Source organism: Pseudomonas putida, assembly GCF_026625125.1.
GTDB classification, from domain to species: Bacteria; Pseudomonadota; Gammaproteobacteria; order Pseudomonadales; family Pseudomonadaceae; genus Aquipseudomonas; species Aquipseudomonas putida_X.
In genome coordinates this window covers 4,502,916-4,524,734 of record NZ_CP113097.1, presented here as the reverse complement: position 1 = coordinate 4,524,734, position 21,819 = coordinate 4,502,916, and the positions used below count along the sequence as shown (strand labels likewise).

Below are 21,819 nucleotides of genomic sequence, written 5' to 3'. Positions count from 1 at the left end.
GCCCTGTGTCATGGGCGCGTGGCGCGAAGTATTGATACAGTGTGTGAGGCCCGCTTGATCATCATCAAGCCATATGAAAAAGGGGAACTTCATGGCAATCGATATCGGTATCAGTGAAGAAGATCGCAAGTCCATCGTCGAAGGGCTGTCCCGTCTGTTGTCGGATACCTATGTGCTGTATCTGAAAACCCACAACTTTCACTGGAACGTCACCGGTCCTTCGTTCCGTACCCTGCACCTGATGTTCGAAGAGCAATACAACGAGCTGGCGCTGGCCGTTGATTCCATCGCCGAGCGGATCCGCGCCCTGGGCTTCCCGGCGCCGGGTTCTTATGCTTTTTATGCACGGCATTCTTCCATCAAGGAAGAGGAAGGGGTGCCCGCAGCGGACGAGATGATCCATCAGCTTGTCCAGGGGCAGGAGGCGGTCGTGCGTACCGCCCGCAGTATTTTCCCGGTAGTGGACAAGGTCAGTGATGAGCCAACTGCCGATCTGCTGACCCAGCGTATGCAGGTGCACGAAAAGACTGCATGGATGCTGCGGGTACTGCTTGACGGTAAATGATCAGCCGCTTGTATGAAAAGCGGCCTGCAAAGCCCGGTCGAGTGACGCTCACCGGGCTTTTTCGTTTGCGCGGGAAGGCTTTGCCGCTGCTTTGCGCCCGGCCGCACGCGCTTCATTGAGCCTCTGGTTCCTGCTCCGTGCCTGTCTTGCGGTGCAGGGGAACATACCTGTGGCGAGGATGTGGGCGCATGATGCAAGCGAGCAAGCGTGTAGTAGGCAAAGGCCGCTGCCTGGGCAGGCAAAGCATTGATCCGTTCAAGGCGGATTTCGACATGATGCAGATTCAGCCGGTATCGCGCTCGGTCCGGCTCAACGGTTTTTCCACCTGCTTGCGCCTGGAGGCAGTCTATTGGCGCATCCTCGAGCGCATCGCAGAGGCCAATGAGTGCTCCGTCAGTGCCGTACTTTCCTATGTGGACCGTGAAGTGCACCTGCGCCAGGGCGGGGTGCGCAACTTCAGCGGCCTGGTGCGGGTGATCTGCGTCGCGTGGTTGCAGGACGCTGATCGCCAGGCGGGCTGCGCAGTGCCTGTTAACCATATATAATCCCGCTTTTTGCTGCCCCGGGCAGCCAGCGTAATGGTTGACGAGAGACACCCATGCCCCTTTATGACTATCAATGTGCATCCTGCGATCACCGGATGGAAGCGTTGCAGAAGATCAGTGCAGCGCCGCTGACCGACTGTCCGGCCTGCCAGGCGCCGGCATTGAAGAAACTGTTGTCGGTCCCTGGATTTCGCCTGAGCGGTAGCGGCTGGTACGAAACCGACTTCAAGACCGGGGCTAAAAAGAATCTGGCAGGCGGCGACAAGGCCGACTGAGTTGAATTGCAGTAGCCGGGTCTTGCAGTATTAGCCCCCTGGGGCGGCCAAGGCCTCCATCGAATACACGAATCACGAGAAGCGAAACCACCATCATGATGCGCAGCCATTATTGCGGCCAACTGAACGAGAGCCTGGACGGCCAGGAAGTCACCCTTTGCGGCTGGGTCCATCGTCGCCGCGACCACGGCGGGGTGATCTTCCTCGACATCCGTGACCGCGAGGGCATGGCCCAGGTCGTCTTCGATCCCGATCGCGCCGAAACCTTCGCTGCGGCCGACCGCGTGCGCAGCGAATACGTGGTGCAGATCACCGGCAAGGTGCGCAAGCGCCCCGAGGGCGCGGTGAATGCCAACATGGCTTCCGGTGCCATCGAAATCCTCGGTTACCAGCTCAACGTGCTCAACGAAGCTGAAACCCCGCCGTTCCCGCTGAACGAATACTCTGACGTCGGCGAGGAAACCCGCCTGCGCTACCGCTTCATCGATCTGCGTCGCCCGGAAATGGCCGACAAGCTGCGCCTGCGTTCGCGCATCACCAGCAGCATTCGTCGCTTCCTGGACGAAAATGGCTTCCTCGACGTCGAAACGCCGATCCTCACCCGCGCAACGCCAGAAGGCGCGCGTGACTATCTGGTGCCCAGCCGTACCCACGCTGGTAGCTTCTTCGCGCTGCCGCAGTCGCCTCAGCTGTTCAAGCAGCTGCTGATGGTCGCCGGCTTCGACCGCTACTACCAGATCGCCAAATGCTTCCGTGACGAAGACCTGCGCGCTGACCGTCAGCCGGAGTTCACCCAGATCGACATCGAGACCAGTTTCCTCGATGAGTCCGAGATCATGGGCCTGACCGAGAGCATGATCCGCAAGCTGTTCAAGGAAGTGCTGGACCTGGAGTTCGGCGAATTCCCGCACATGACCTTCGAAGAAGCCATGCGCCGCTACGGTTCCGACAAGCCAGACCTGCGTAACCCGCTGGAACTGGTTGACGTCGCCGACCAGCTCAAAGATGTCGACTTCAAGGTCTTCGCAGGCCCGGCCAACGATCCGAAGTGCCGCGTTACCGCACTGCGCCTGCCAGGTGGCGCCAGCATGCCGCGCAGCAAGATCGACGAGTACACCAAGTTCGTCGGCATCTACGGCGCCCGTGGCCTGGCGTACATCAAGGTCAACGAGCGTGCCAAAGGCGTCGAAGGCCTGCAGTCGCCGATCGTCAAGAACATCCCTGAAGCCAACCTCAACGTGATCCTCGATCGCGTAGGTGCCGTAGACGGCGACATCGTGTTCTTCGGTGCCGACAAGTTCAAGGTCGTCAGCGAGGCCCTGGGCGCGCTGCGTATCCGTTTGGGCCACGACTTCGAACTGCTGACCTGCGAGTGGGCACCGATGTGGGTCGTCGACTTCCCGATGTTCGAAGAGAACGAAGACGGCAGCTTCACCGCCCTGCACCACCCGTTCACCGCGCCCAAGTGCACCCCCGAAGAGCTCGAGGCCAACCCGGCCACCGCGCTGTCGCGTGCCTACGACATGGTGCTGAACGGCACCGAACTGGGTGGCGGTTCGATCCGTATCCACCGCAAAGAGATGCAACAGGTGGTGTTCCGCCTGCTGGGGATCGAAGCAGCAGAACAGGAAGAGAAGTTCGGCTTCCTGCTCGATGCCCTGAAGTTCGGTGCTCCGCCTCACGGTGGCCTGGCCTTCGGTCTGGACCGCCTGGTCATGCTGATGACCGGTGCCCAGTCGATCCGTGAAGTGATTGCCTTCCCGAAAACCCAGAGCGCCGCGTGCGTGATGACTCAGGCGCCTGGTTTGGTTGATGCCAAGGCCCTGCGCGAGCTGCATATCCGCCTGCGCGAACAGACCAAGGTCGAGTAAGCGGACCCCGGGCGCATCCAGATGGATGCGCCTTTGCGTTTCGGCGCAGGAATTTGTTGTTGCGCCCCTCTCGGGGGCGCAATTGTTTGTGTTTCAAGAGTTTGGAGTCGTTATGGCTGGTCATTCCAAGTGGGCGAACATCAAGCACCGCAAAGAGCGCCAGGATGCCAAGAGAGGCAAGATCTTCACCAAGTGGATCCGTGAGCTGACCGTCGCTGCCAAGCAGGGCGGAGGTGACCCGGCCTCCAACCCGCGCTTGCGCCTGGCGCTGGACAAGGCCCTGGGTGCCAACATGAGCCGCGATATCATCGATCGCGCTGTGGCCCGTGGTGCCGGTACCAACGAAAGCGATAACGTTGAAGAGCTGAGCTACGAGGGTTACGGCCCGGGCGGGGTGGCGATCATGGTCGAGGCCATGACCGACAACCGCAACCGTACCGCAGCCGCTGTGCGGCATGCCTTCACCAAGTGTGGCGGCAACCTTGGTACCGATGGCTCGGTGGCCTACCTGTTCGAGCGCAAGGGGCAGATCAGCTTTGCGCCGGGCGTGGACGAAGATGCGCTGATGGAAGCCGCCATGGAAGCCGACGCCGACGATGTGGTGGCCAACGAAGATGGCTCGTTCGAGGTGTTCACCTCGTTCAACAGCTTCTATGCCGTGCGTAACGCCTTGGAAGAAGCCGGCTTCAAGGCCGCAGACGCGGAAATCGTCATGCAGCCGACCACCAGTGCCGAGCTGGATCAGGAGGGCGCGGAGAAAGTGCTCAAGCTGATCGACATGCTCGAAGACCTGGATGATGTGCAGAACGTCTATTCCAATGCACAGATTTCCGACGAGATCATGGAAAAACTCGGCTAAGGTGTCGCCAGCAAGGTTGTAATTGGGGCCGCTGGGCGGCCCATCGCCGGCAGGCCCGCTCCTGTAGTCAAGCGCACCCCTCAAGCGTTGCGCTGCATCTGTGGGAGCAGGCTTGCCGGTGATGGGCTGCGCAGCGGCCCCAATAGCCTTGAATTGAGCTCAGGCTTTCAAGCACCCCCTACACGAAAGGCGTTATGACTCTGATTCTTGGTATCGACCCCGGCTCGCGCATCACCGGTTATGGCGTTGTGCGCCAGACTGCCCGTGGTTGCGAGTACGTGGCGTCGGGTTGTATCCGAACCGGCAGCGGCGAGCTGCACGAGCGCCTGCAGATCGTTTTTCGCGGTGTCAGTGAAATCATTGCCCAACATGGCCCCGTGACCATGGGTATCGAGCGCGTGTTCATGGCGCGCAACCCTGATTCGGCGCTCAAGCTTGGCCAGGCACGCGGCGCGGCCATCGTCGCCGCCGCCGAGGCCGGCCTGGAAATCGCCGAATACAGCGCGACTCAGGTCAAACAGGCCGTGGCCGGCACTGGCGGGGCTAACAAGGAGCAGGTGATGCTGATGGTCATGCACCTGCTCAAGCTGACCCAGAAACCACAGATCGATGCCTCTGATGCCCTGGCGATTGCCCTGTGCCATGCCCATACCCGTTCCAGCCTGGTGCCGCACGGCCTGGCCACGGCGCGGCGGCGCGGTGGGCGCTTGCGTCTGTAGCTGCTTCATGAGCTGATACACATTTTGTCAGGGTGGCACGTTCACCCGACGTATTTGCTGATAGGGTTGAGCGGTCTTTGATCGGCTCCCCGAGAGGAAGGATCGAAACGTGATTGGACGTTTGCGCGGCACCCTGGCGGAAAAGCAACCGCCGCACCTGATTATCGACGTCAATGGCGTGGGTTATGAGCTTGAAGTGCCCATGACCACGCTGTACCGCCTGCCGAAAGTCGGCGAAACGGTCACCGTGCATACCCATCTGGTGGTGCGCGAAGATGCCCACCTGCTCTATGGCTTTCATGAAAAGCGCGAGCGCGAACTGTTCCGCGAGCTCATCCGCCTCAATGGCGTGGGCCCGAAGCTGGCGCTGGCCTTGATGTCGGGCCTTGAGGCCGACGAACTGGTGCGTTGCGTCCAGGCCCAGGACACCTCGGCGCTGGTGCGTGTGCCTGGTGTGGGCAAGAAGACCGCCGAGCGCTTGCTGGTCGAGCTCAAAGACCGCTTCAAGGCCTGGGAAACCTCACCGGCCATGTTCACGCTTGTTTCGGATGGGCCGGTGCCGGTCAGCAGCGCCTCCAGCGCCGAGGCCGATGCCGTCAGCGCCCTGGTTTCTTTGGGCTACAAGCCGCAGGAAGCCAGCAAGGCAGTGTCCGCGATCAAGGACAAGGCCGGGCTGAGCAGTGAGGAGCTGATCCGTCGCAGCCTCAAAGGGATGATTACCAAGTGATCGAAGCCGACCGCCTGATTGCCGCCAGTGGCCGCGACCGCGAAGAAGTCCAGGACCGTGCCATCCGCCCGCTGCGCCTGGACGAATACATCGGCCAGCCGGTGGTGCGCGAGCAGATGGCGCTGTTCATCCAGGCTGCCCGCGGTCGCAACGAATCGCTCGACCACACGCTTATCTTCGGTCCGCCAGGCCTGGGCAAGACCACCTTGGCCAATATCATCGCCCAGGAAATGGGCGTATCGGTCAAGAGTACCTCGGGGCCGATTCTCGAGCGCCCGGGCGACCTGGCGGCCATGCTGACCAACCTCGAACCGCATGACGTACTGTTCATCGACGAGATTCACCGGCTGTCGCCGGTGGTCGAGGAGGTGCTGTATCCGGCCATGGAGGACTTCCAGCTCGATATCATGATCGGCGAAGGCCCGGCTGCCCGCTCGATCAAGCTGGACCTGCCGCCCTTCACCCTTGTGGGGGCCACGACCCGCGCCGGCATGCTCACCAACCCGCTGCGCGATCGCTTCGGGATCGTCCAGCGCCTGGAGTTCTACAGCGACAAGGACCTGGCGACCATCGTCAGCCGTTCGGCCAATATTCTGGGGCTGGTCATCGAGGACCAGGGGGCTTACGAGATCGCCCGCCGTGCCCGCGGCACGCCGCGTATCGCCAACCGTTTGCTGCGCCGCGTGCGTGACTATGCCGAGGTGCGCGGCAAGGGGCAGATCACCAAGGCGGTGGCCGACATGGCGCTCAACCTGCTGGACGTCGACGAGCGTGGCTTCGACCATTCCGACCGCCGCCTGCTGCTGACCATGATCGAAAAGTTCGATGGCGGCCCGGTGGGCGTGGATAACCTGGCGGCAGCGATCAGCGAAGAGCGTCATACCATCGAGGATGTGCTTGAGCCTTATCTGATTCAGCAGGGTTACATCATGCGCACGCCGCGCGGGCGCGTGGTCACCCGCCATGCCTACCTGCACTTTGGCCTGAATGTTCCCGGGCGCTTGGGTGAGGGGGCAGAATTTTCTGAAGCAGGCGATGAATGACAGATCGAAACCCGCTTTTCGTGGTCCTACCGCTGGCATGCCTCGGGTGCGCTGGCAATACGACATTAATGAAGAAAAAACAGTTGCTGCAGCGGATTGGCAAGCTGAGGAGTAAGCACTAGAGTATGCGCGCGCAAAATGGCCTGGAACCTTTCGCTCACCGCTGTCGCGTCTATTACGAAGATACCGATGCCGGTGGCGTGGTGTATTACGTCAACTACCTGAAATTCATGGAGCGCGCGCGGACCGAGCGCCTGCGGCACCTGGGTTTTTCCCAGCAGCAACTGGCCGGTGAGAACCTGTTGTTCGTGGTCCATTCGAGCGAAGCGCGCTATCACGCGCCGGCGCGCCTGGACGACGAACTTCGAGTGACCGCGCAAGTACTTGAACTCAATCGCGCCAGCCTGCGTTTCGTGCAGCAGGTCTGGCGGGAAAAGGATGAAACGCTGCTCTGCGAAGGGCAGTTCCTGGTGGCCGCCGTGCGCGCCGACACTTTCAAACCCCGAGCCATACCCCCCAAGCTGCGCGACGCCTTTGTGGCGGACGGCTCGGGTACTCAATCGAATGCAGGAGAATAAGCGTGGAAGCTAACGTCGTCGACCATACCTCCATGTGGAGTCTGGTCAGCAATGCCAGCGTGGTGGTACAGCTGGTAATGCTGACCCTGGTGGCCGCCTCGGTCACCTCATGGATCATGATCTTCCAGCGCAGCACCATGCTGCGCGCCGGTCGTCGTGCGCTGGATGCCTTCGAGGAACGCTTCTGGTCGGGTATCGACCTGTCCAAGCTGTACCGTCAGGCAGGCAGCAACCCGGACCCGGATTCGGGCGTTGAGCAAGTGTTCCGGGCCGGCTTCAAGGAGTTCTCTCGCCTGCGCCAGCAGCCGGGTGTGGACCCCGACGCGGTCATGGAAGGCGTTGGCCGGGCCATGCGCGTAGCCATCTCGCGTGAGGAAGAAAAACTCGAGCAGAGCTTGCCGTTCCTCGCCACTGTCGGTTCCACCAGCCCGTACATCGGTCTGTTCGGTACCGTGTGGGGCATCATGAACTCCTTCCGCGGCCTGGCCAGCGCCCAGCAGGCGACCCTGGCCACCGTGGCCCCGGGTATCGCCGAAGCGCTGATCGCTACCGCCATCGGTCTGTTCGCGGCAATCCCGGCGGTTATCGCCTACAACCGTTTCGCCGCACGCAGCGAAGTGCTGATCGGTCGTTACTACACCTTCGCCGACGAGTTCCAGGCGATCCTGCACCGCAAAGTGCACACCAGCGAAGAGTAATCAGGTACAAACCCATGGCCCGAGTTCGCCACAAACGCAAGCCGGTCGCCGAGATGAACGTGGTGCCCTACATCGACGTGATGCTGGTGCTGCTGGTCATCTTCATGGTGACGGCTCCCATGCTCAATCAGGGCGTGAAGGTCGACCTGCCCAAGGTTTCCAGCGAAGCCTTGCCGCAGGACAACAATGTCCAGATCCTGACCATCTCCATCAAAGCCGACAAGACGTATTACTGGAACCTGGGCAGCGAAGTCGATACCGACAAGCAGATGGACAAGGCCATGACCTTGCCCGAAATGACCAGTGCAGTGACCAAGATCATTGCCGCCGGTCGCGACCAGGGCAAGCAGACCCAGGTCTTCATTCGTGGCGACAAGGCTGTCGACTACGGCGCGGTCATGGGTGCCATGGGCGGGTTGCAGAAGGCCGGTGTCGGTAACGTTGGCCTGATTACCGAGGCGCCCTGATGCAACAGCGAGAGCCATCCGCCTCGGAAAGCTACTTCTGGCCCAGTGTCTGGGCCATCGGCCTGCATGTGCTTGTGTTCGCATTGCTGTTCGTCAGTTTTGCCATGACGCCAGAATTGCCGCCTTCCAAGCCGATCGTTCAGGCTACGCTGTATCAGCTCAAGTCCAAGAGCCAGGCGACCACCCAGACCAATCAGAAGATTGCCGGGGAAGCGAAGAAAACCGCCGCGCGTCAGACCGAAGTCGAGCAGCTGGAACAGAAGAAGGTCGAGCAGGAAGCCGTGAAGGCCGCGGAACAAAAGAAAGCCGATGCCGCTCAAAAGGCCGAAGAGGCTCGCGAAGCTGCTGAGGCGAAGAAGGCAGAAGACGCTGCCAAGGCCGCCGAAGCCAAGAAAGCCGCCGAAGCCAAAAAGGCCGACGAGGCGAAAAAGGCCGCTGAAAAGCAGCAGGCCGACATCGCCAAGAAAAAGGCTGAGGAAGAGGCCAAGAAGCAGGCTGCCGAAGAGGCGAAGAAACAAGCCGCCGAGGATGCCAAGAAGAAGGCAGCCGAGGAGGCCAAGAAGAAAGCAGCCGAGGACGCCAAGAAAAAAGCGGCGGCTGAGGAAGCGAAGAAGAAGGCAGCTGAAGAGGCCAAGAAAAAGGCCGCTGCAGATGCCCAGAAGAAAAAGGCACAGGAAGCGGCCCGCAAGGCGGCAGAAGACAAGAAAGCCCAGGCCCTGGCCGAGCTGTTGTCTGATTCCACCGAGCGGCAGCAGGCGCTGGCCGACGAGCAGGGCGACCAGGTGGCCGGCGATTTCGACGACCTGATCCGCATGCGAGCGGCCGAAGGTTGGGCGCGTCCCCCTTCAGCGCGCAAGGGCATGACGGTAGTCCTGCAGATCAACATGCTGCCCGATGGCACCATCACCAATGTCAGCGTATCGCGCTCCAGTGGTGACGGCCCGTTCGACAGTTCGGCGGTGGCAGCGGTCAAGAACATCGGTCGTCTGACCGAAATGCAGGGCTTGAAGCCGAACGAGTTCAATCCGTATCGTTCGTTCAAGATGACATTTACACCTGAGGATCTAGCGTTGTGATTAAACTCCTTCGAGGACTGCTGGTCATGCTGTGCTGCGTGGCAGGCATGGCCATGGCAGAGGAAAAGAACATCCTGGTCACCAGCGGCAGCGATCGGGCAACGCCTATCGCGGTAGTGCCGTTCGGTCTGCAGGGTGGCAGTGTGCTGCCGGAAGACATGGCCGATATCATTGGTAATGACCTGCGCAACTCCGGCTACTACGCGCCCATCCCGCGGCAGAACATGATCAGCCAGCCTACCCAGGCCAGCGAAGTGATCTTCCGTGACTGGAAAGCCCTGGGCGCCCAGTACGTGATGGTCGGCAGCATCGTACCGTCGGGCGGCCGCCTGCAGGTGCAGTACGCGCTGTTCAACGTCGCCACCGAGCAGCAAGTGCTGACCGGCAGCGTTGCCGGCAGCGTCGACCAGCTGCGCGACATGTCGCACTACATTGCCGACCAGTCGTTCGAGAAGCTCACCGGTATCAAGGGTGCGTTTTCCACCCGCATGCTGTACGTGACCGCCGAGCGCTTCTCGACCAACAATACCCGCTACACCCTGCAGCGTTCGGACTACGACGGTGCGCGTGCAGTGACGTTGCTGCAGTCGCGTGAGCCTATCCTGTCGCCGCGTTTCGCCCCGGACGGCAAGCGTATCGCCTATGTCTCGTTCGAGCAGAAGCGTCCGCGCATTTTCATCCAGCACATCGACACAGGCCGTCGTGAACAGGTGACCAACTTCGAAGGCCTCAACGGCGCGCCTGCCTGGTCGCCGGATGGTTCGCGCCTGGCGTTCGTGCTGTCCAAGGACGGTAACCCGGACATCTACGTGATGAACGTGGCTTCGCGCCAGATCAGCCGTGTCACTGCCGGCCCAGGTATCAATACCGAGCCGTTCTGGGGCAAGGATGGCAACACCCTGTATTTCACCTCCGACCGTGGCGGCAAGCCGCAGATCTACAAACAGTCGGTCAGTGGCGGCAGCGCCGAGCGTGTGACGTTCGTTGGTAACTACAACGCCAACCCGAAGCTTTCGGCGGATGAAAAGACGTTGGTAATGATCCATCGTCAGCAGGGTTTCACCAACTTCAAAGTGGCGGCGCAAGACTTGCAAAGAGGAAGTGTAAAGATTCTCTCGGAAACAAGTCTTGATGAGTCTCCCACTGTTGCGCCAAACGGCACCATGCTAATCTACGCCACCCGCCAGCAGGGCCGGGGAGTCTTGATGCTCGTGTCGCTTAATGGCCGCGTGAGGCTCCCACTTCCTACCGCTCAAGGCGAAGTCAGAGAACCGTCCTGGTCCCCTTACCTGAACTGATTGCGGCGTAATACGTTTTGCTTAACACACTGGGGTTTCATTAGGAGTTTCACGATGGAAATGCTGAAGTTTGGTAAATTTGCTGCGCTGGCTCTGGCCATGGCTGTAGCTGTAGGTTGCTCCTCGAAGGGCGGTGACAACGCTGGCGAAGGCGCTGTCGATCCTAACGCTGGCTACGGTGCCAACACTGGCGCTGTTGACGGTTCCCTGAGCGAAGAAGCCGCCCTGCGCGCAATCACCACCTTCTACTTCGAATACGACAGCTCGGACCTGAAGCCAGAAGCCATGCGCGCTCTGGACGTTCACGCCAAGGACCTGAAGGCCAACGGCAACCGCGTTGTTCTGGAAGGCAACACCGACGAGCGCGGTACTCGCGAGTACAACATGGCTCTGGGCGAGCGTCGTGCCAAGGCCGTTCAGCGCTACCTGGTTCTGCAGGGCGTTTCCCCTGCTCAGCTGGAACTGGTTTCCTACGGCGAAGAGCGTCCAGTTGCCACCGGCAACGACGAGCAGTCCTGGGCTCAGAACCGCCGCGTAGAACTGCGTAAGTAAGTTCTTATGCGTATGTGCCGTCGTGCTGTGACCGTCCTCGCACTCAGCCTTCCGCTTTCGGCGTGGGCTGCGGTTCCTGTAGTAGATGACAACGCAGGTGCTTACCCACCTTCGGGTTATGGCACGAGCGGCGCCTATGCCGGGGCAGGGGCTTCGACCCCTGCCTCAGCACAGGGCCAGCTGTTCATGCAGCTGCAACAGATGCAGGACCAGATATCCCGCCAGCAAGGCATCATCGAAGAGCTGCAAAACGATGTCGCCCGCATGAAGCAGGAAAGCCTGGAGCGTTACCAGGATCTGGACCGCCGCATCAACAGTGGTGGCGCGCCTGCCGCGACCCCCGATAATTCCTCCACCGGTGGTGCACCCGATGCCGCCGCCGGTGCAGCAGCAGGCGCCGCTGGCGCTGCTGCACAGCAGCCGGCCGCCAACAGCGAGCCGGGTGATCCGGCGAAAGAAAAGCTCTATTACGATGCGGCTTTCGACCTGATCAAGCAGAAGGACTTCGACAAGGCCAGCCAGGCGTTCGCCGCCTTCCTGCGCAAGTACCCGAACAGCCAGTACGCAGGCAACGCCCAGTACTGGTTGGGTGAGGTGAACCTGGCCAAGGGTGACCTGCAAAGTGCCAGCCAGGCTTTTGCCCAGGTCAGCCAGAAGTATCCCAAGCACAGCAAGGTACCGGACTCCCTGTACAAGCTGGCCGACGTCGAGCGCCGCATGGGCCATACCGACAAGGTCAAGGGCATCCTGCAGCAAGTCATTACCCAGTACCCCGGCACCTCCGCCGCACAGCTGGCGCAGCGTGACCTGCAGAAGCTCTAAGTAACACCGTTCAAAAGAAACCCGCGCCAGTCGCGGGTTTTTTCGTTAGAATCAGCGCCCTTTTTCTTAAACACGCTGCTGCGGATAACGCCATGTCGAGTCCGCGACAGTGCCTGACGGAGGCGGACAGCCTGTTTAGCTGTCACGCCCGTGGCGATCATGCAAGACACATTACGCATCACCGAAATCTTTTACTCTTTGCAGGGTGAAACACGCACGGCTGGGCTGCCCACGGTATTCGTGCGCCTGACCGGTTGCCCCCTGCGCTGTCAATATTGCGACAGTGCCTACGCGTTCAGTGGCGGTACTGTGCGTAGCCTCGATTCGATCATGGAGCAGGTGGCCGGCTTCAAGCCACGTTACGTCTGCGTAACGGGCGGCGAACCCCTGGCTCAGCCAAATGCCCTGCCGCTGCTGCAGCGTCTGTGCGATGCGGGCTATGAGGTTTCGCTGGAAACCAGTGGTGCCCTGGACATCTCGGCTACCGATGTGCGCGTCAGCCGCGTGGTGGACCTCAAGACCCCGGGCTCCGAAGAGTCCCACCGCAACCTCTACGAAAACATCGAGCACCTGACCCGCAATGACCAGGTCAAGTTCGTCATCTGCTCGCGCGAAGACTATGACTGGGCGGTGTCCAAGCTGATTCAGTACAACCTCGCCGAGCGAGCCGGCGAGGTGCTGTTTTCGCCAAGCCATCACCAGGTGAAGGCCAGTGATCTGGCCGACTGGATTGTTGCCGACAACCTGCCCGTGCGTTTCCAGCTGCAGCTGCACAAGCTGCTGTGGAACGACGAACCCGGACGTTGATTAGGAGCAAAAGCACATGACTGAGAAACGCGCAGTAATCCTGCTGTCCGGCGGCCTGGACTCGGCCACTGTCGTCGCCATGGCCAAAGCCGAAGGCTACAGCTGCTACACCATGAGTTTCGATTATGGCCAGCGCCATCGGGCTGAATTGAACGCTGCTGCGCGGGTCGCCAGTGACCTTGGCGTGGTCGAGCACAAAGTCATCGGCTTGAACCTCGATGGCATAGGTGGTTCGGCGCTGACCGACAGCAGCATCGATGTACCGGAAACCCCGGGTGAGGGCATTCCGGTGACCTACGTGCCGGCGCGCAATACCGTGTTCCTGTCCTTGGCCCTGGGCTGGGCAGAAGTGCTGCAGGCGCGCGACATCTTCATCGGTGTCAATGCCGTGGACTACTCGGGCTACCCCGATTGCCGACCTGAGTTCGTCGAAGCGTTCGAGCGCATGGCCAACCTCGCTACCAAGGCCGGTGTCGAGGGGCAGGGCTTCCGTATTCAGGCGCCTCTGCAGAACATGAGCAAGGCGCAGATCGTACAGGCCGGTATGGCCCGTGGTGTGGACTACAGCCTGACAGTGTCCTGCTACCAGGCCGACGATGACGGGCGTGCCTGTGGCAAGTGCGACAGCTGTCGCCTGCGCGCCGATGGCTTCAAGGCTGCCGGTGTAGACGACCCAACCCGTTATTTTTGAAAAAAGTTTTGATGGGGTGTTGATTTCTCGTTAGAAATCAGTATTATACGCGCCATCCAACGGGTCGTTAGCTCAGTTGGTAGAGCAGTTGGCTTTTAACCAATTGGTCGTAGGTTCGAATCCTACACGACCCACCATATGCAAAGCGGTTCGTGAGTGCTGGAGAGGGGCTTGTATCAGCCAGCTTTCTAGTCTTTCAACCGAATGGAGCGAGCAACAGGCGCGCTTCACCGTGACGTAAATATGATAAAGCCCGCAACCTTCATTGGTTTGCGGGCTTTTTCGTTGGTCCAGCCTGACTAGGCACATTGTTTTGCTCACATCCTGCCTGCCCGCATGGGTCAAGCATTAATCCTATGCAAAACAGCTTCATAGCTGATGCGGGTCATCGTTTTTCGGCGACTATCGGTTCTACCGACTCCGGCATGCATTCAAAAATGCAGCAGTTATAGCTGAGGTTTCAACTCCACCTATGCGACCAGACAACGTTGGCAGATGGTACCATGTCCATCAACGCGGTAGGGTCGAAACAATCTTCTGGGAGCTTGCACAGGGGAGAGACCAGTCATGTCACGACTCACATGGTCTTGCGTTCAGCGAGATCACGTCGAGGCGTTTTTTCGCCGTGTGGCTTCGCTTCAATAAACGATAGCAACCGCAGCCCGAAGATCGCGCCAGGAAATAGTTATTTGGATATGCAGTGTTTTCGCTATGAGGTTTGATCTGGGCATGCGGTGCTTGCAGCGCCCCTTACTGCTCGACGCAGCGTTCTTGAGCAAGGGGCTCCCCGAAGCGCGCGGCAATTTTTGCTGGTTGTTTGTGTGGACATTAGACAGCTGGGAGGGGCAGGGGAGATGGGGGCGAAGATCAGTCCTTACCACCAGAGGTATCACGAACGACGCCTTAAAAGTATAGTCAGCTCATCTACAAGCAATTTTGTACACTTCTAACTAGGACTTAAAATGATTGGAGTTGGCCAGCTGGGACGAGGCCATCTATCTGGCCATCGTCCCGATAATGCCAGTCAATTATTTTCAGCGATCTGCATTATGGGAAATGGTAAGCGCAATGAGCAGTACGATTTGGATGGCTAACATGCTTACCAGTAATCGTTTCATGTTGGGCGGGAAACGTTTGACTTCATTTAAGTCAATTAAGCCTCTGCGCAAAAAGATTGTCGGTATCGCCAGCACCAGAGAGATCGACCCCGTGCGCATGACTTTGCCCAGTAAGCCTGCATGCTGGAATATTTTTTTATTGCCGGTCACGTACGTACAGTTCGGAAGAAACGACTCAAAGTACTCAGTGTGCTTATGTGCGATGTAACACAGCACGATCATCAACAGAATTATGGGCGCAAGGATCAACAGCGCAATCAATCCAGGGTCAACTCCACTCACTCCGATACCTCACGATATAAAAATTCACCCACCTTTTCGCCTCTCTCGCTCCCGAAGTCACCGGCGATTTTACCGCCTACTGCACCGCCTATTACAGCACAAGCCAGCGCTCCTGGGCCGCCTGTACTAATCCCCAGGACGACTACACAAACACCAGTCCCTGCCATACCTCCCGCAGCCCCCCCCGAGGCTGCCGCCTCCCAGGCCACCTATCAACGCCGAGCTTTCAACATATTTGGCGCGGCGGCACTGCTCCTCCCGGCCCATTGTGCAGGCTTTATGAATCGACAAGCCTGTGGCAGCCACATCCAGCGCAGTACCGATATACGTGCCTTTCTTGACCAGATTCGACGCTTTGGCAACACCAGATACCTTATCGGCATAGCCGGCGATCTCGCCTGTATGGAGGTAGCTGCGGGTCGAGATGCCAAATGCCTGCTTGACCTTTCCTTGGTTACGTAACCCTGAACCGTACGCGGCGAAGTTTCCCAACTGCTTTTCGAGCTTCATGAACAAAGCGGTGCGCTTGGTATAAAACGCGTCGCGGGCACTCAAGGTGCCAGAGCCGAGGTAATCGCGATGTAATTTCTCGATCTCCTCAAGTGTGTCCTTGATATTTTGCAGATGCCTGCTCCAGCCGTCACCGACTGCACCAACTCCCATTGAAGCGTTGGCAAGAACGCTTTGCAGCAAGTCGAAGTGCTCCAGGAAAAAATCATCCGCGTCCACCCCACTTGTAAGCAAGCCAGCGTGCACCTGAGCAGCCTTGGCCATGAGAGCGGACGGGATTGCTCTTGGCTTCAGCATTTCATACGTCGCGGAAGCCCTTTCACCAACGCATTCCGGGCCTGTATCGTCCAGGAATACCTGTAACTGGCGCAATGCTTTGTCACCGCCAGCCTGTGTTCATCGCATCAAGCTGTGAGACCGGTAGGCTTAGGTGGGAAACTGTAAGCCATACCTACAGAACGTGGTGCCGTGTGAATGAAACCAAACTGTGCGTAAAGGTCTTGTGCTTGGCCATCCGCAATAAGGCTGACGTACCCACTTTCAGGGACGTTGGCTTGAATGTATTTAATAACTTCAGCCATGATTCGTTTTCCTAAGCCTTTGCCTTGATGCGCGGGAAGGACGGCTATATCCACAACTTGGAAGAAGCATCCTCCGTCACCGATTACGCGCCCCATTCCCACGGGTACCGTCCCATAAAGGATCTGAACGGCGAAGAGCGTATTGGGCAGGCCTCGTTCAGAGGCTTCATCCGTCTTGCCGCTAAGGCCGGAGCCCCTCCGTAGTGCTTGGTAAGTCTGCACTGACGGCAGTTCCAGTAAACATGAATATGAGGTCATCCGCGCCACCGTCCTACAAGGACTCTCAAGAGTAATGACATAGGTGCGTCCATTTATGCGGCAACACCGGATAAATTTCAAATGCTTGCTACGTAGCAAGCCGCATTAGCAAGACACAGCTGGATAAAGCGGTGCATTATCTTTCGGCGCTGGAGGGGGGCGCCTCAGCTCCAGGCCCCTATTGGCATTGCGATCAATACTGGAGTCACGCCGCAACAACTGCGCCATGTGAGTCGGCTGTTGGCCGAGCAAGTCAGTGCAGAGGCATCACGGCGTACCACCGATGCACTGAAGTTGCAGATTGCTCCACAGTAAGCACCGTCAGTACCCCCTTCCCGGGGCTACTTCCCCAAGCATCGGTTGCCCATGCTGGTAGTTGCGCAGGTTGTCCAGCAATACCCAGAATGCTGATTCTGGGTGGGTCACTGCACCAATGTGCGGAGTCACCCACACATTGGGATGTTGCATGAGTTTATGTTCCGCCTGCGGTGGCTCATGGACCAGCACATCCACGATCGCTTGGCGCAGGTGACCGCTGTCCAGTGCCTGGATCAAGTCTTGCTCTACCAGGTGAGCACCGCGTCCGAGGTTGATAATGCTGGCGCCCCGCGGCAGGGCGGCGAACAGGTCGGCATCGAGGATCGCGGTGGTGTGTGGGGTAAGCGGAAGCAGGCAGATCAGAATTTCACAACCGTCGAGAAAGTCCGCTAAGCCAGCGTCACCTGCATGGCAAGCTACCCCCTCCAACTGTTTCAATGTGCGCGACCATCCCCGCAAGGCAAAGCCAAAACCTTGTAACCGGCGCAGTACCGCCTGGCCCAGATTACCCAGCCCCATCACGCCAACGCTGCGCTGCCGGGCTGGCACATTTTGCTGCACATGCCATCGCCCCTCGCGCTGCTGTTGAAGATAACGCGGCAAGTCTCGGTGCAGTGCCAGTACCGCCATCGTCGCGTACTCGACGATGCCCTCGACGATACCGGGATCAAGCATCCGCACGATCTGTACGCTCGATGGCAGTGCAGTGGTGTCGAATTGATCGACGCCTGCCGACGTCGCGAACAGCACCTCAAGGTTGGGAAAACGCTCGGCGATACCTTCCGGGGGTTGCCACGTGGCAAGGTAGCGGATATCCGTGGGTTCGCCGACCTCCGGCCAGAGCCGCACTTCGATATCCGGCGCGTGTTCGGCGAACAGGGCTTTCCAGGCCCGGCCTCGGTCTGGGTCGACTTTGAAGAGCAGTGTCATGGTGCTCGCTTCCTGGGTAGCTGGAGGGGCCTCAAGCATGTCAGAGGTGCACGCAACATTCGTCTGGGCGCCAGGGGAAATTCAGCAGGTTATGCCTGCCTCGAACGGTGAAAACGGAACATTGGCGCAGGTGATGGCGCCGATACTGTTTGCACACCGTCACTCACCCCAGCGGAGCGCCCCATGTCCTTCACGTCATTCAAAGCCTTGACCTTCGATGTTGTCGGTACCCTGATCGATTTCGAGGCTGGCATCCTCAATCATATCCGTGGCGTGGTCGCCGAGGCCGCGAAGCCCTACACCGACGACGAAATCCTCAAGGCCTACCGTGAAGCCCGCGCGGAGTCGGATGCGGGCTGGTGGCCTGACGACCTGGAGCGTTGCTACCACCGCATCGCTGCCAAGCTCAACCTCCCCGACAGCGCCGAATATGCGCGGGGCCTTGCGCTGTCGGTAGAGAATTTCCCGGCATTCCCCGATTCGGTAGAGGCCCTGCAACGCCTGCGTAAGCACTTCAAGCTGGTCGCCACCACCAACTCACGCATCTGGGCGCTCAACCACATGGCCCGTACCCTGGGTGAGCCTTTCGATGTGCGGGTCACCGTGGACGATGTGCGCTTCGAAAAGCCCGACCCGCAGTTCTTCGCTTACACCCGGGGCGTTCTGGCTACCCAGGGCATCGTCTTCGAGCAAATCCTGCATGTTGCGCAAAGCCAGTACCACGATATCGGTGTGGCCAAGCGTTTGGGTTACCAGGTGTGCTGGATCGAGCGCCGCCATGCGCAGAAGGGTACCGGCGGAACGCTGGAGTCCGAGCGCACCGAGCCCCACTACCACTTCACCTCACTGGCGCAATTGGCCGATGCGGTGGAGAAGGAACTGGGCTGAATTGGAATGGGGCCGCATTGCGGCCCCGGTGTCATGACATTGCGGACGAGTGCCTCATGAATATCCAGTCTCTATGGGCCGCCACTGCCGAGCCCGACGTGCCGCTCTCGTCGCTGCAAGGCGATCGCAGGTGCGACGTGGTCATTATCGGTGGCGGCTATACCGGCCTCAGCGCCGCCCGCCACATCGCCGACAGTGGCCGTGAACCGGTGGTGCTGGAGGCCAACAGCCTGGCCTCCGGTGCCAGCGGACGTAATGGCGGCGTGGTGTCGCCGAAGTTTCGCGTCAGCTTCCAGAGCGTGATGCAACGTTTCGATCGTGACACCGCACTGCACCTGTATCGCACCGGCTATGAGGCGGTAGACAGTGTGATAGAGACCGTCGATACCCTGGGCTTGAGCGAGGCCAAGCTGACACTCAATGGTCACATTGCGGCGGCGCACAACGATAAGGCGCTCGCTGGCCTGCAGGCGACGTCGCAATGGATACGGCAGGAAACCGGCACTCGCAGCTCGGTAATGCTGGATGCCGAGGAAGTCGCGCAGATGACGGGTTCCCAGCGCTTCAGGGGAGGCATGTTGACCCCCAAGGCCGGGGGGCTGCACCCGCTCAATTTTGCCCGTGGTATCGCACGCCACTTGCACGGGCGCGGGGTTCAGGTGTTCATCGACAGCCCGGCCCAGCGTGTGGAGTGCCGCGCCGATGGCGTAGTGGTTGAGACTGCCCAAGGGCGCGTGCACGCCCAGCAACTGGTGTACGCCACCAATGCCTACTCCGACCTGACCCCCGTCACCGCCAGTTTGCACCGGCGTATCGTGCCGTTTTGCAGTGCGATCATCGCCACCGAGCCACTGCCGAGCGCAGTGCTGGCCAGCCTCCTGCCCGGCGGCCAAGTGTGCGGGGATACCAAGCGCATGCTGCGCTGGTTCCGAGTGATTGGTGACCGCCTGATCTTCGGCGGGCGCGGGGCATTCGGCAAGGATGGCAGCAATGCTGCCTACAAGGCGCTGGAGGAGAACATGGCGGAGATCTTCCCGCAGTTGTCTGGCCAGCCGATCGCTTATCGCTGGTCGGGTTTGGTAGACATGACCCTGGACGGCTTGCCCCATGCCGGTAAGTTGGATGAGCGGCGTTTCTATGCCATCGGTTACAACGGGGGTGGTGTCGCCATGTCGACCTATATGGGCGCCCGCCTGGCCGAGCTTACCGCAGGTCGTCCGCTTGACTTGCGTCTTCTGGCTGGCGAGCGTCTCAACCCGATCCCCTTGCATGCCTTCCGAGCGCCGGGTGTGCGCCTGGCCGCCGGCTGGCAGCAGTTTCTCGATGCCATTGGCCATTGACCAGGAGCTTTCATGGCGCAGGTTCTGCATTACCGTCCAACCGATCCGATCAGCCATCAGTATGGGCCAGGTTACGAGGTGGGCCGTGGCGAAGGCGCGCAGGCGCTTCGTTGCGCAGCATTGGATGCTGTGCTGCTGGGGATGCTCGAAGAGGGCGAACTGAAGCTGAGCGGGGAGGGTTTCGTGTTGCAGCTAAACGCAGGTGACTGCTTTGTGGTGCCCCAGGGCGTGGCGCTCGACTGGCAGGCGCAAGGCGCGCTGCGTTATTGGTTCATTCGCATTCCGGGTGTGAAGGGGGCGGCCAGCCATGGCCAGCCGCTCAAGTTGGCACTCGATGGTCGCTTGCAATCCTGCAATCCGCCGTCCGCCGACGTACTGCTCAGCCCCACGCCACGCGCCTGGAGCCAGGCGGTGTTCGAGCAGGGCGCGTTACGCATTGGTGTTTGGGCGTGCGAGCCGTACCAACGGCGGCAGGTGGAGCCGGGTTACAGCGAGCTGATGCACATCATCGATGGCCAGATCACGCTGACGGAGAGTAATGGCACCCAACACACCATTGCAGCGGGTGAAACGGTAGTCGTGCCGGCCGGAGCCACCAACGCCTGGGCCAGTGAAGTGCTGGTGCGCAAGGTCTATTGCATTTACGGCTAGGCCGAAGGCTGCCTCATCGCCTTATCCAGACACGTCGGAAAACGGTCAGATTTAAAAACCCGGTTGGGCTCACGCAGATAGTTACCGAGCCCACCAGCCCCCAGCGAGCATTTCTACTGCGCTTCGATGATCATACGGCTTTGACCAGGCTACGCACTGGCACGGTGCTCTTGACCACGGGCGACTTGATCACGATGTAGCTGAAGTATTTCTCGATGCCGATGTCCTTCTCCAAAATCGATTCCATCAGTTCCTGGTAATGCTGGATGCTGCTGCACAGGAAGCGCACCAGGTAGTCGTAGCCCCCACTGATCAGATGACACTCCAGCACCTCATCGATGTTGCGGATACTCGATTCGAACTTCACGAAATCCGCACGCTTGTGGTCCTGCAGGGTAACTTCTGTGAACACGGTTACCGAGTTGGCGAACTTGGCCAGGTTCACGTGGGCTTCGTAGCCACTGATATAACCCGCTGCCTCCAGGCGTTTGACGCGCTGCAGGCAGGGGCTGGGGGAGAGCCCCACGGCTTCGGCGAGGCTGACGTTCGTCATCCGCCCGTCCTTTTGCAACTGGACAAGAATGTTGATGTCGATGCGATCAAGTTTGGTTGCCGCGTCCATCGTTGAGTCCTCAGTTGATTGCGCGCCGGTCTGCCTGCTTCAGGCCCTCAGTGCCCATTGGTGGGCATGGGCCATGTCGGCCAGGCTTGCGTATTCACAACGTTTGGCGTCGAGTGCCGAATGCGTGAGGTTCCAGGGGGTGGACTGTGCGCGCCGCAGGGTACAGATCGGGAAGTCGACCAAGCTGTTCCAAGGGTCGTCCGGTTCACTGCTGCGAACGGGCAGCATGCCCATCCGTTGTACTTCAATCTCCTGCAGAGCCTGTGCCAAGGCCGGCCGCCAGTCGTCGTCAGCCGGTTCAACGACAGCATCGAAGGCCACCGGCAAGCGCCGGGTCAGGCTTTCGATATCGATGCCGTGCCGGGGGGCGATGAGCACCAGGCGATAGAACTTGCTCAGGTACTGCAAGGCGCCAGGAGCGTCCTCGTAGATCGGCCACTGCGCTGCAGCGCTACCAAACGCCACACTTGCATCCCAGTCCGGAACAACAAGCAATTGCTGCGCCAGGCGTTGGTACAATTGCCCGTGCAAGGCGGCCGGGCTGTTGGCCTGGCGCGCCAGTTGCAGTGTCAGCTGACGATAAGCGGCGAGTAACTGTTGGTCGTTGAGCCGCTGGGCAGATTGCGCCGCAAGGGGGCGCAGGCCTTCGAGAATGCCCCGTTCGCGGTCGACCAGGGTGGCATACGACAAGCCCAGTGCCTGGTAATGCGTGATTTTCATGGGTATTG

General features: G+C 59.9%; 25 protein-coding genes, 1 tRNA gene and 1 pseudogene. 21 read left to right on the top strand and 6 right to left on the bottom strand.

Annotated elements, in window-relative coordinates; all coding sequences use genetic code 11:
- The first annotated feature begins 91 nt into the window (after positions 1-91).
- The 18 genes from OSW16_RS20815 to OSW16_RS20730 all read left to right on the top strand — a co-directional run bounded on the left by OSW16_RS20815 (position 92) and on the right by OSW16_RS20730 (position 13,730).
- Positions 92-565, top strand: a complete 474-nt coding sequence (locus OSW16_RS20815; protein ID WP_012315825.1) for a Dps family protein — start codon at positions 92-94, stop codon at positions 563-565.
- 188 nt (positions 566-753) lie between these two features.
- The gene (locus OSW16_RS20810) at positions 754-1,110 is read left to right on the top strand and encodes a ribbon-helix-helix domain-containing protein (protein ID WP_267818146.1); all 357 of its coding nucleotides are present in this window, start codon (positions 754-756) and stop codon (positions 1,108-1,110) included.
- Between the two features lie 53 nt (positions 1,111-1,163).
- Entirely contained in the window at positions 1,164-1,385 is a 222-nt protein-coding gene (locus OSW16_RS20805) for an FmdB family zinc ribbon protein (RefSeq protein ID WP_046787975.1), read from the top strand.
- Between the two features lie 95 nt (positions 1,386-1,480).
- Positions 1,481-3,256, top strand: a complete 1,776-nt coding sequence (gene aspS / locus OSW16_RS20800) for an aspartate--tRNA ligase (RefSeq protein ID WP_267818142.1) — start codon at positions 1,481-1,483, stop codon at positions 3,254-3,256.
- A 112-nt stretch (positions 3,257-3,368) separates the two neighbouring features.
- Entirely contained in the window at positions 3,369-4,115 is a 747-nt protein-coding gene (locus OSW16_RS20795) for a YebC/PmpR family DNA-binding transcriptional regulator (protein WP_012315821.1), read from the top strand.
- Positions 4,116-4,309: 194 nt separating this feature from the next.
- Positions 4,310-4,834 (top strand): crossover junction endodeoxyribonuclease RuvC, encoded by a 525-nt coding sequence (ruvC, locus tag OSW16_RS20790; RefSeq protein WP_012315820.1) that lies wholly within the window; start codon positions 4,310-4,312, stop codon positions 4,832-4,834.
- Between the two features lie 109 nt (positions 4,835-4,943).
- Positions 4,944-5,561, top strand: a complete 618-nt coding sequence (ruvA, locus tag OSW16_RS20785; protein ID WP_241805971.1) for a Holliday junction branch migration protein RuvA — start codon at positions 4,944-4,946, stop codon at positions 5,559-5,561.
- Positions 5,558-6,604, top strand: a complete 1,047-nt coding sequence (gene ruvB / locus OSW16_RS20780) for a Holliday junction branch migration DNA helicase RuvB (protein WP_241805972.1) — start codon at positions 5,558-5,560, stop codon at positions 6,602-6,604. Before ruvA ends, ruvB begins: the two co-directional genes overlap by 4 nt.
- Positions 6,605-6,729: 125 nt before the next feature.
- Entirely contained in the window at positions 6,730-7,182 is a 453-nt protein-coding gene (gene ybgC, locus OSW16_RS20775) for a tol-pal system-associated acyl-CoA thioesterase (RefSeq protein WP_012315817.1), read from the top strand.
- 2 nt (positions 7,183-7,184) lie between these two features.
- Positions 7,185-7,880, top strand: a complete 696-nt coding sequence (gene tolQ, locus OSW16_RS20770) for a protein TolQ (protein ID WP_010952367.1) — start codon at positions 7,185-7,187, stop codon at positions 7,878-7,880.
- Positions 7,881-7,894: 14 nt separating this feature from the next.
- The gene (gene tolR, locus OSW16_RS20765) at positions 7,895-8,347 is read left to right on the top strand and encodes a protein TolR (protein ID WP_012315816.1); all 453 of its coding nucleotides are present in this window, start codon (positions 7,895-7,897) and stop codon (positions 8,345-8,347) included.
- Positions 8,347-9,423 (top strand): cell envelope integrity protein TolA, encoded by a 1,077-nt coding sequence (gene tolA, locus OSW16_RS20760; protein ID WP_241805974.1) that lies wholly within the window; start codon positions 8,347-8,349, stop codon positions 9,421-9,423. Before tolR ends, tolA begins: the two co-directional genes overlap by 1 nt.
- Before the next feature lie 26 nt (positions 9,424-9,449).
- Positions 9,450-10,721 carry a Tol-Pal system beta propeller repeat protein TolB gene (tolB, locus tag OSW16_RS20755; RefSeq protein ID WP_267824068.1) on the top strand — a complete coding sequence of 424 codons (1,272 nt, stop codon included), beginning with the start codon at positions 9,450-9,452 and terminating at the stop codon, positions 10,719-10,721.
- A gap of 54 nt (positions 10,722-10,775) precedes the next feature.
- Complete coding sequence (pal, locus tag OSW16_RS20750) at positions 10,776-11,273, top strand: peptidoglycan-associated lipoprotein Pal (protein WP_023381906.1); 498 nt, start codon at positions 10,776-10,778, stop codon at positions 11,271-11,273.
- Positions 11,274-11,279: 6 nt separating this feature from the next.
- A complete protein-coding gene (gene ybgF, locus OSW16_RS20745) occupies positions 11,280-12,095 on the top strand; it encodes a tol-pal system protein YbgF (protein ID WP_241805975.1) in 816 nt (271 codons plus the stop codon).
- A gap of 159 nt (positions 12,096-12,254) precedes the next feature.
- A complete protein-coding gene (queE, locus tag OSW16_RS20740; RefSeq protein ID WP_267818129.1) occupies positions 12,255-12,902 on the top strand; it encodes a 7-carboxy-7-deazaguanine synthase QueE in 648 nt (215 codons plus the stop codon).
- Between the two features lie 16 nt (positions 12,903-12,918).
- A complete protein-coding gene (gene queC, locus OSW16_RS20735) occupies positions 12,919-13,593 on the top strand; it encodes a 7-cyano-7-deazaguanine synthase QueC (RefSeq protein WP_267818127.1) in 675 nt (224 codons plus the stop codon).
- A gap of 61 nt (positions 13,594-13,654) precedes the next feature.
- A tRNA-Lys gene (locus tag OSW16_RS20730) sits at positions 13,655-13,730 on the top strand.
- 897 nt (positions 13,731-14,627) lie between these two features.
- On the opposite strand, the gene OSW16_RS20725 is transcribed toward OSW16_RS20730, so the two are convergent.
- The 4 genes and pseudogenes from OSW16_RS20725 to OSW16_RS20710 all read right to left on the bottom strand — a co-directional run bounded on the left by OSW16_RS20725 (position 14,628) and on the right by OSW16_RS20710 (position 17,590).
- Entirely contained in the window at positions 14,628-14,993 is a 366-nt protein-coding gene (locus OSW16_RS20725; protein WP_267818125.1) for a hypothetical protein, read from the bottom strand.
- Positions 14,990-15,770 (bottom strand): annotated as a pseudogene (locus OSW16_RS20720) (hypothetical protein); the annotation flags it as partial. The pseudogene OSW16_RS20720 and the gene OSW16_RS20725, both read right to left, overlap by 4 nt.
- 137 nt (positions 15,771-15,907) lie before the next feature.
- Entirely contained in the window at positions 15,908-16,180 is a 273-nt protein-coding gene (locus OSW16_RS27190) for a GNAT family N-acetyltransferase (protein ID WP_372490504.1), read from the bottom strand.
- A 483-nt stretch (positions 16,181-16,663) separates the two neighbouring features.
- A complete protein-coding gene (locus tag OSW16_RS20710; RefSeq protein ID WP_267818121.1) occupies positions 16,664-17,590 on the bottom strand; it encodes a 2-hydroxyacid dehydrogenase in 927 nt (308 codons plus the stop codon).
- Between the two features lie 183 nt (positions 17,591-17,773).
- On the opposite strand from OSW16_RS20710, the gene OSW16_RS20705 reads away from it, so the two are divergent.
- Genes OSW16_RS20705 through OSW16_RS20695 form a run of 3 tightly spaced genes read left to right on the top strand, consistent with a single transcriptional unit; the run spans position 17,774 to position 20,469 of the window.
- Positions 17,774-18,478: an HAD-IA family hydrolase gene (locus tag OSW16_RS20705; protein WP_267818119.1), complete on the top strand. Its 705-nt coding sequence runs from the start codon at positions 17,774-17,776 to the stop codon at positions 18,476-18,478.
- A gap of 56 nt (positions 18,479-18,534) precedes the next feature.
- Complete coding sequence (locus OSW16_RS20700; RefSeq protein ID WP_267818117.1) at positions 18,535-19,818, top strand: NAD(P)/FAD-dependent oxidoreductase; 1,284 nt, start codon at positions 18,535-18,537, stop codon at positions 19,816-19,818.
- A 12-nt stretch (positions 19,819-19,830) separates the two neighbouring features.
- Positions 19,831-20,469: a cupin domain-containing protein gene (locus OSW16_RS20695; RefSeq protein ID WP_267818115.1), complete on the top strand. Its 639-nt coding sequence runs from the start codon at positions 19,831-19,833 to the stop codon at positions 20,467-20,469.
- Between the two features lie 130 nt (positions 20,470-20,599).
- Here the strand turns inward: OSW16_RS20695 and OSW16_RS20690 are convergent, their stop codons facing one another.
- Both OSW16_RS20690 and OSW16_RS20685 read right to left on the bottom strand, forming a co-directional pair.
- Positions 20,600-21,091: an Lrp/AsnC family transcriptional regulator gene (locus tag OSW16_RS20690; protein WP_267818113.1), complete on the bottom strand. Its 492-nt coding sequence runs from the start codon at positions 21,089-21,091 to the stop codon at positions 20,600-20,602.
- A gap of 39 nt (positions 21,092-21,130) precedes the next feature.
- Positions 21,131-21,811, bottom strand: coding sequence for a hypothetical protein (locus tag OSW16_RS20685; protein WP_267818111.1), 681 nt, complete (start codon positions 21,809-21,811; stop codon positions 21,131-21,133).
- Positions 21,812-21,819: the final 8 nt, after the last annotated feature.

What these genes read in the sequence shown, in the direction of transcription:
- OSW16_RS20815 (WP_012315825.1), top strand. Translation starts at nt 92, where the DNA reads ATGGCAATCGATATCGGTATCAGTGAAGAAGATCGCAAGTCCATCGTC.
- OSW16_RS20810 (WP_267818146.1), top strand. Translation starts at nt 754, where the DNA reads ATGATGCAAGCGAGCAAGCGTGTAGTAGGCAAAGGCCGCTGCCTGGGC.
- OSW16_RS20805 (WP_046787975.1), top strand. Translation starts at nt 1,164, where the DNA reads ATGCCCCTTTATGACTATCAATGTGCATCCTGCGATCACCGGATGGAA.
- aspS (WP_267818142.1), top strand. Translation starts at nt 1,481, where the DNA reads ATGATGCGCAGCCATTATTGCGGCCAACTGAACGAGAGCCTGGACGGC.
- OSW16_RS20795 (WP_012315821.1), top strand. Translation starts at nt 3,369, where the DNA reads ATGGCTGGTCATTCCAAGTGGGCGAACATCAAGCACCGCAAAGAGCGC.
- ruvC (WP_012315820.1), top strand. Translation starts at nt 4,310, where the DNA reads ATGACTCTGATTCTTGGTATCGACCCCGGCTCGCGCATCACCGGTTAT.
- ybgC (WP_012315817.1), top strand. Translation starts at nt 6,730, where the DNA reads ATGCGCGCGCAAAATGGCCTGGAACCTTTCGCTCACCGCTGTCGCGTC.
- tolR (WP_012315816.1), top strand. Translation starts at nt 7,895, where the DNA reads ATGGCCCGAGTTCGCCACAAACGCAAGCCGGTCGCCGAGATGAACGTG.
- tolA (WP_241805974.1), top strand. Translation starts at nt 8,347, where the DNA reads ATGCAACAGCGAGAGCCATCCGCCTCGGAAAGCTACTTCTGGCCCAGT.
- tolB (WP_267824068.1), top strand. Translation starts at nt 9,450, where the DNA reads ATGCTGTGCTGCGTGGCAGGCATGGCCATGGCAGAGGAAAAGAACATC.
- pal (WP_023381906.1), top strand. Translation starts at nt 10,776, where the DNA reads ATGGAAATGCTGAAGTTTGGTAAATTTGCTGCGCTGGCTCTGGCCATG.
- ybgF (WP_241805975.1), top strand. Translation starts at nt 11,280, where the DNA reads ATGCGTATGTGCCGTCGTGCTGTGACCGTCCTCGCACTCAGCCTTCCG.
- queE (WP_267818129.1), top strand. Translation starts at nt 12,255, where the DNA reads ATGCAAGACACATTACGCATCACCGAAATCTTTTACTCTTTGCAGGGT.
- queC (WP_267818127.1), top strand. Translation starts at nt 12,919, where the DNA reads ATGACTGAGAAACGCGCAGTAATCCTGCTGTCCGGCGGCCTGGACTCG.
- OSW16_RS27190 (WP_372490504.1), bottom strand. Translation starts at nt 16,180, where the DNA reads ATGGGGCGCGTAATCGGTGACGGAGGATGCTTCTTCCAAGTTGTGGAT.
- OSW16_RS20710 (WP_267818121.1), bottom strand. Translation starts at nt 17,590, where the DNA reads ATGACACTGCTCTTCAAAGTCGACCCAGACCGAGGCCGGGCCTGGAAA.
- OSW16_RS20705 (WP_267818119.1), top strand. Translation starts at nt 17,774, where the DNA reads ATGTCCTTCACGTCATTCAAAGCCTTGACCTTCGATGTTGTCGGTACC.
- OSW16_RS20700 (WP_267818117.1), top strand. Translation starts at nt 18,535, where the DNA reads ATGAATATCCAGTCTCTATGGGCCGCCACTGCCGAGCCCGACGTGCCG.
- OSW16_RS20695 (WP_267818115.1), top strand. Translation starts at nt 19,831, where the DNA reads ATGGCGCAGGTTCTGCATTACCGTCCAACCGATCCGATCAGCCATCAG.
- OSW16_RS20690 (WP_267818113.1), bottom strand. Translation starts at nt 21,091, where the DNA reads ATGGACGCGGCAACCAAACTTGATCGCATCGACATCAACATTCTTGTC.
- OSW16_RS20685 (WP_267818111.1), bottom strand. Translation starts at nt 21,811, where the DNA reads ATGAAAATCACGCATTACCAGGCACTGGGCTTGTCGTATGCCACCCTG.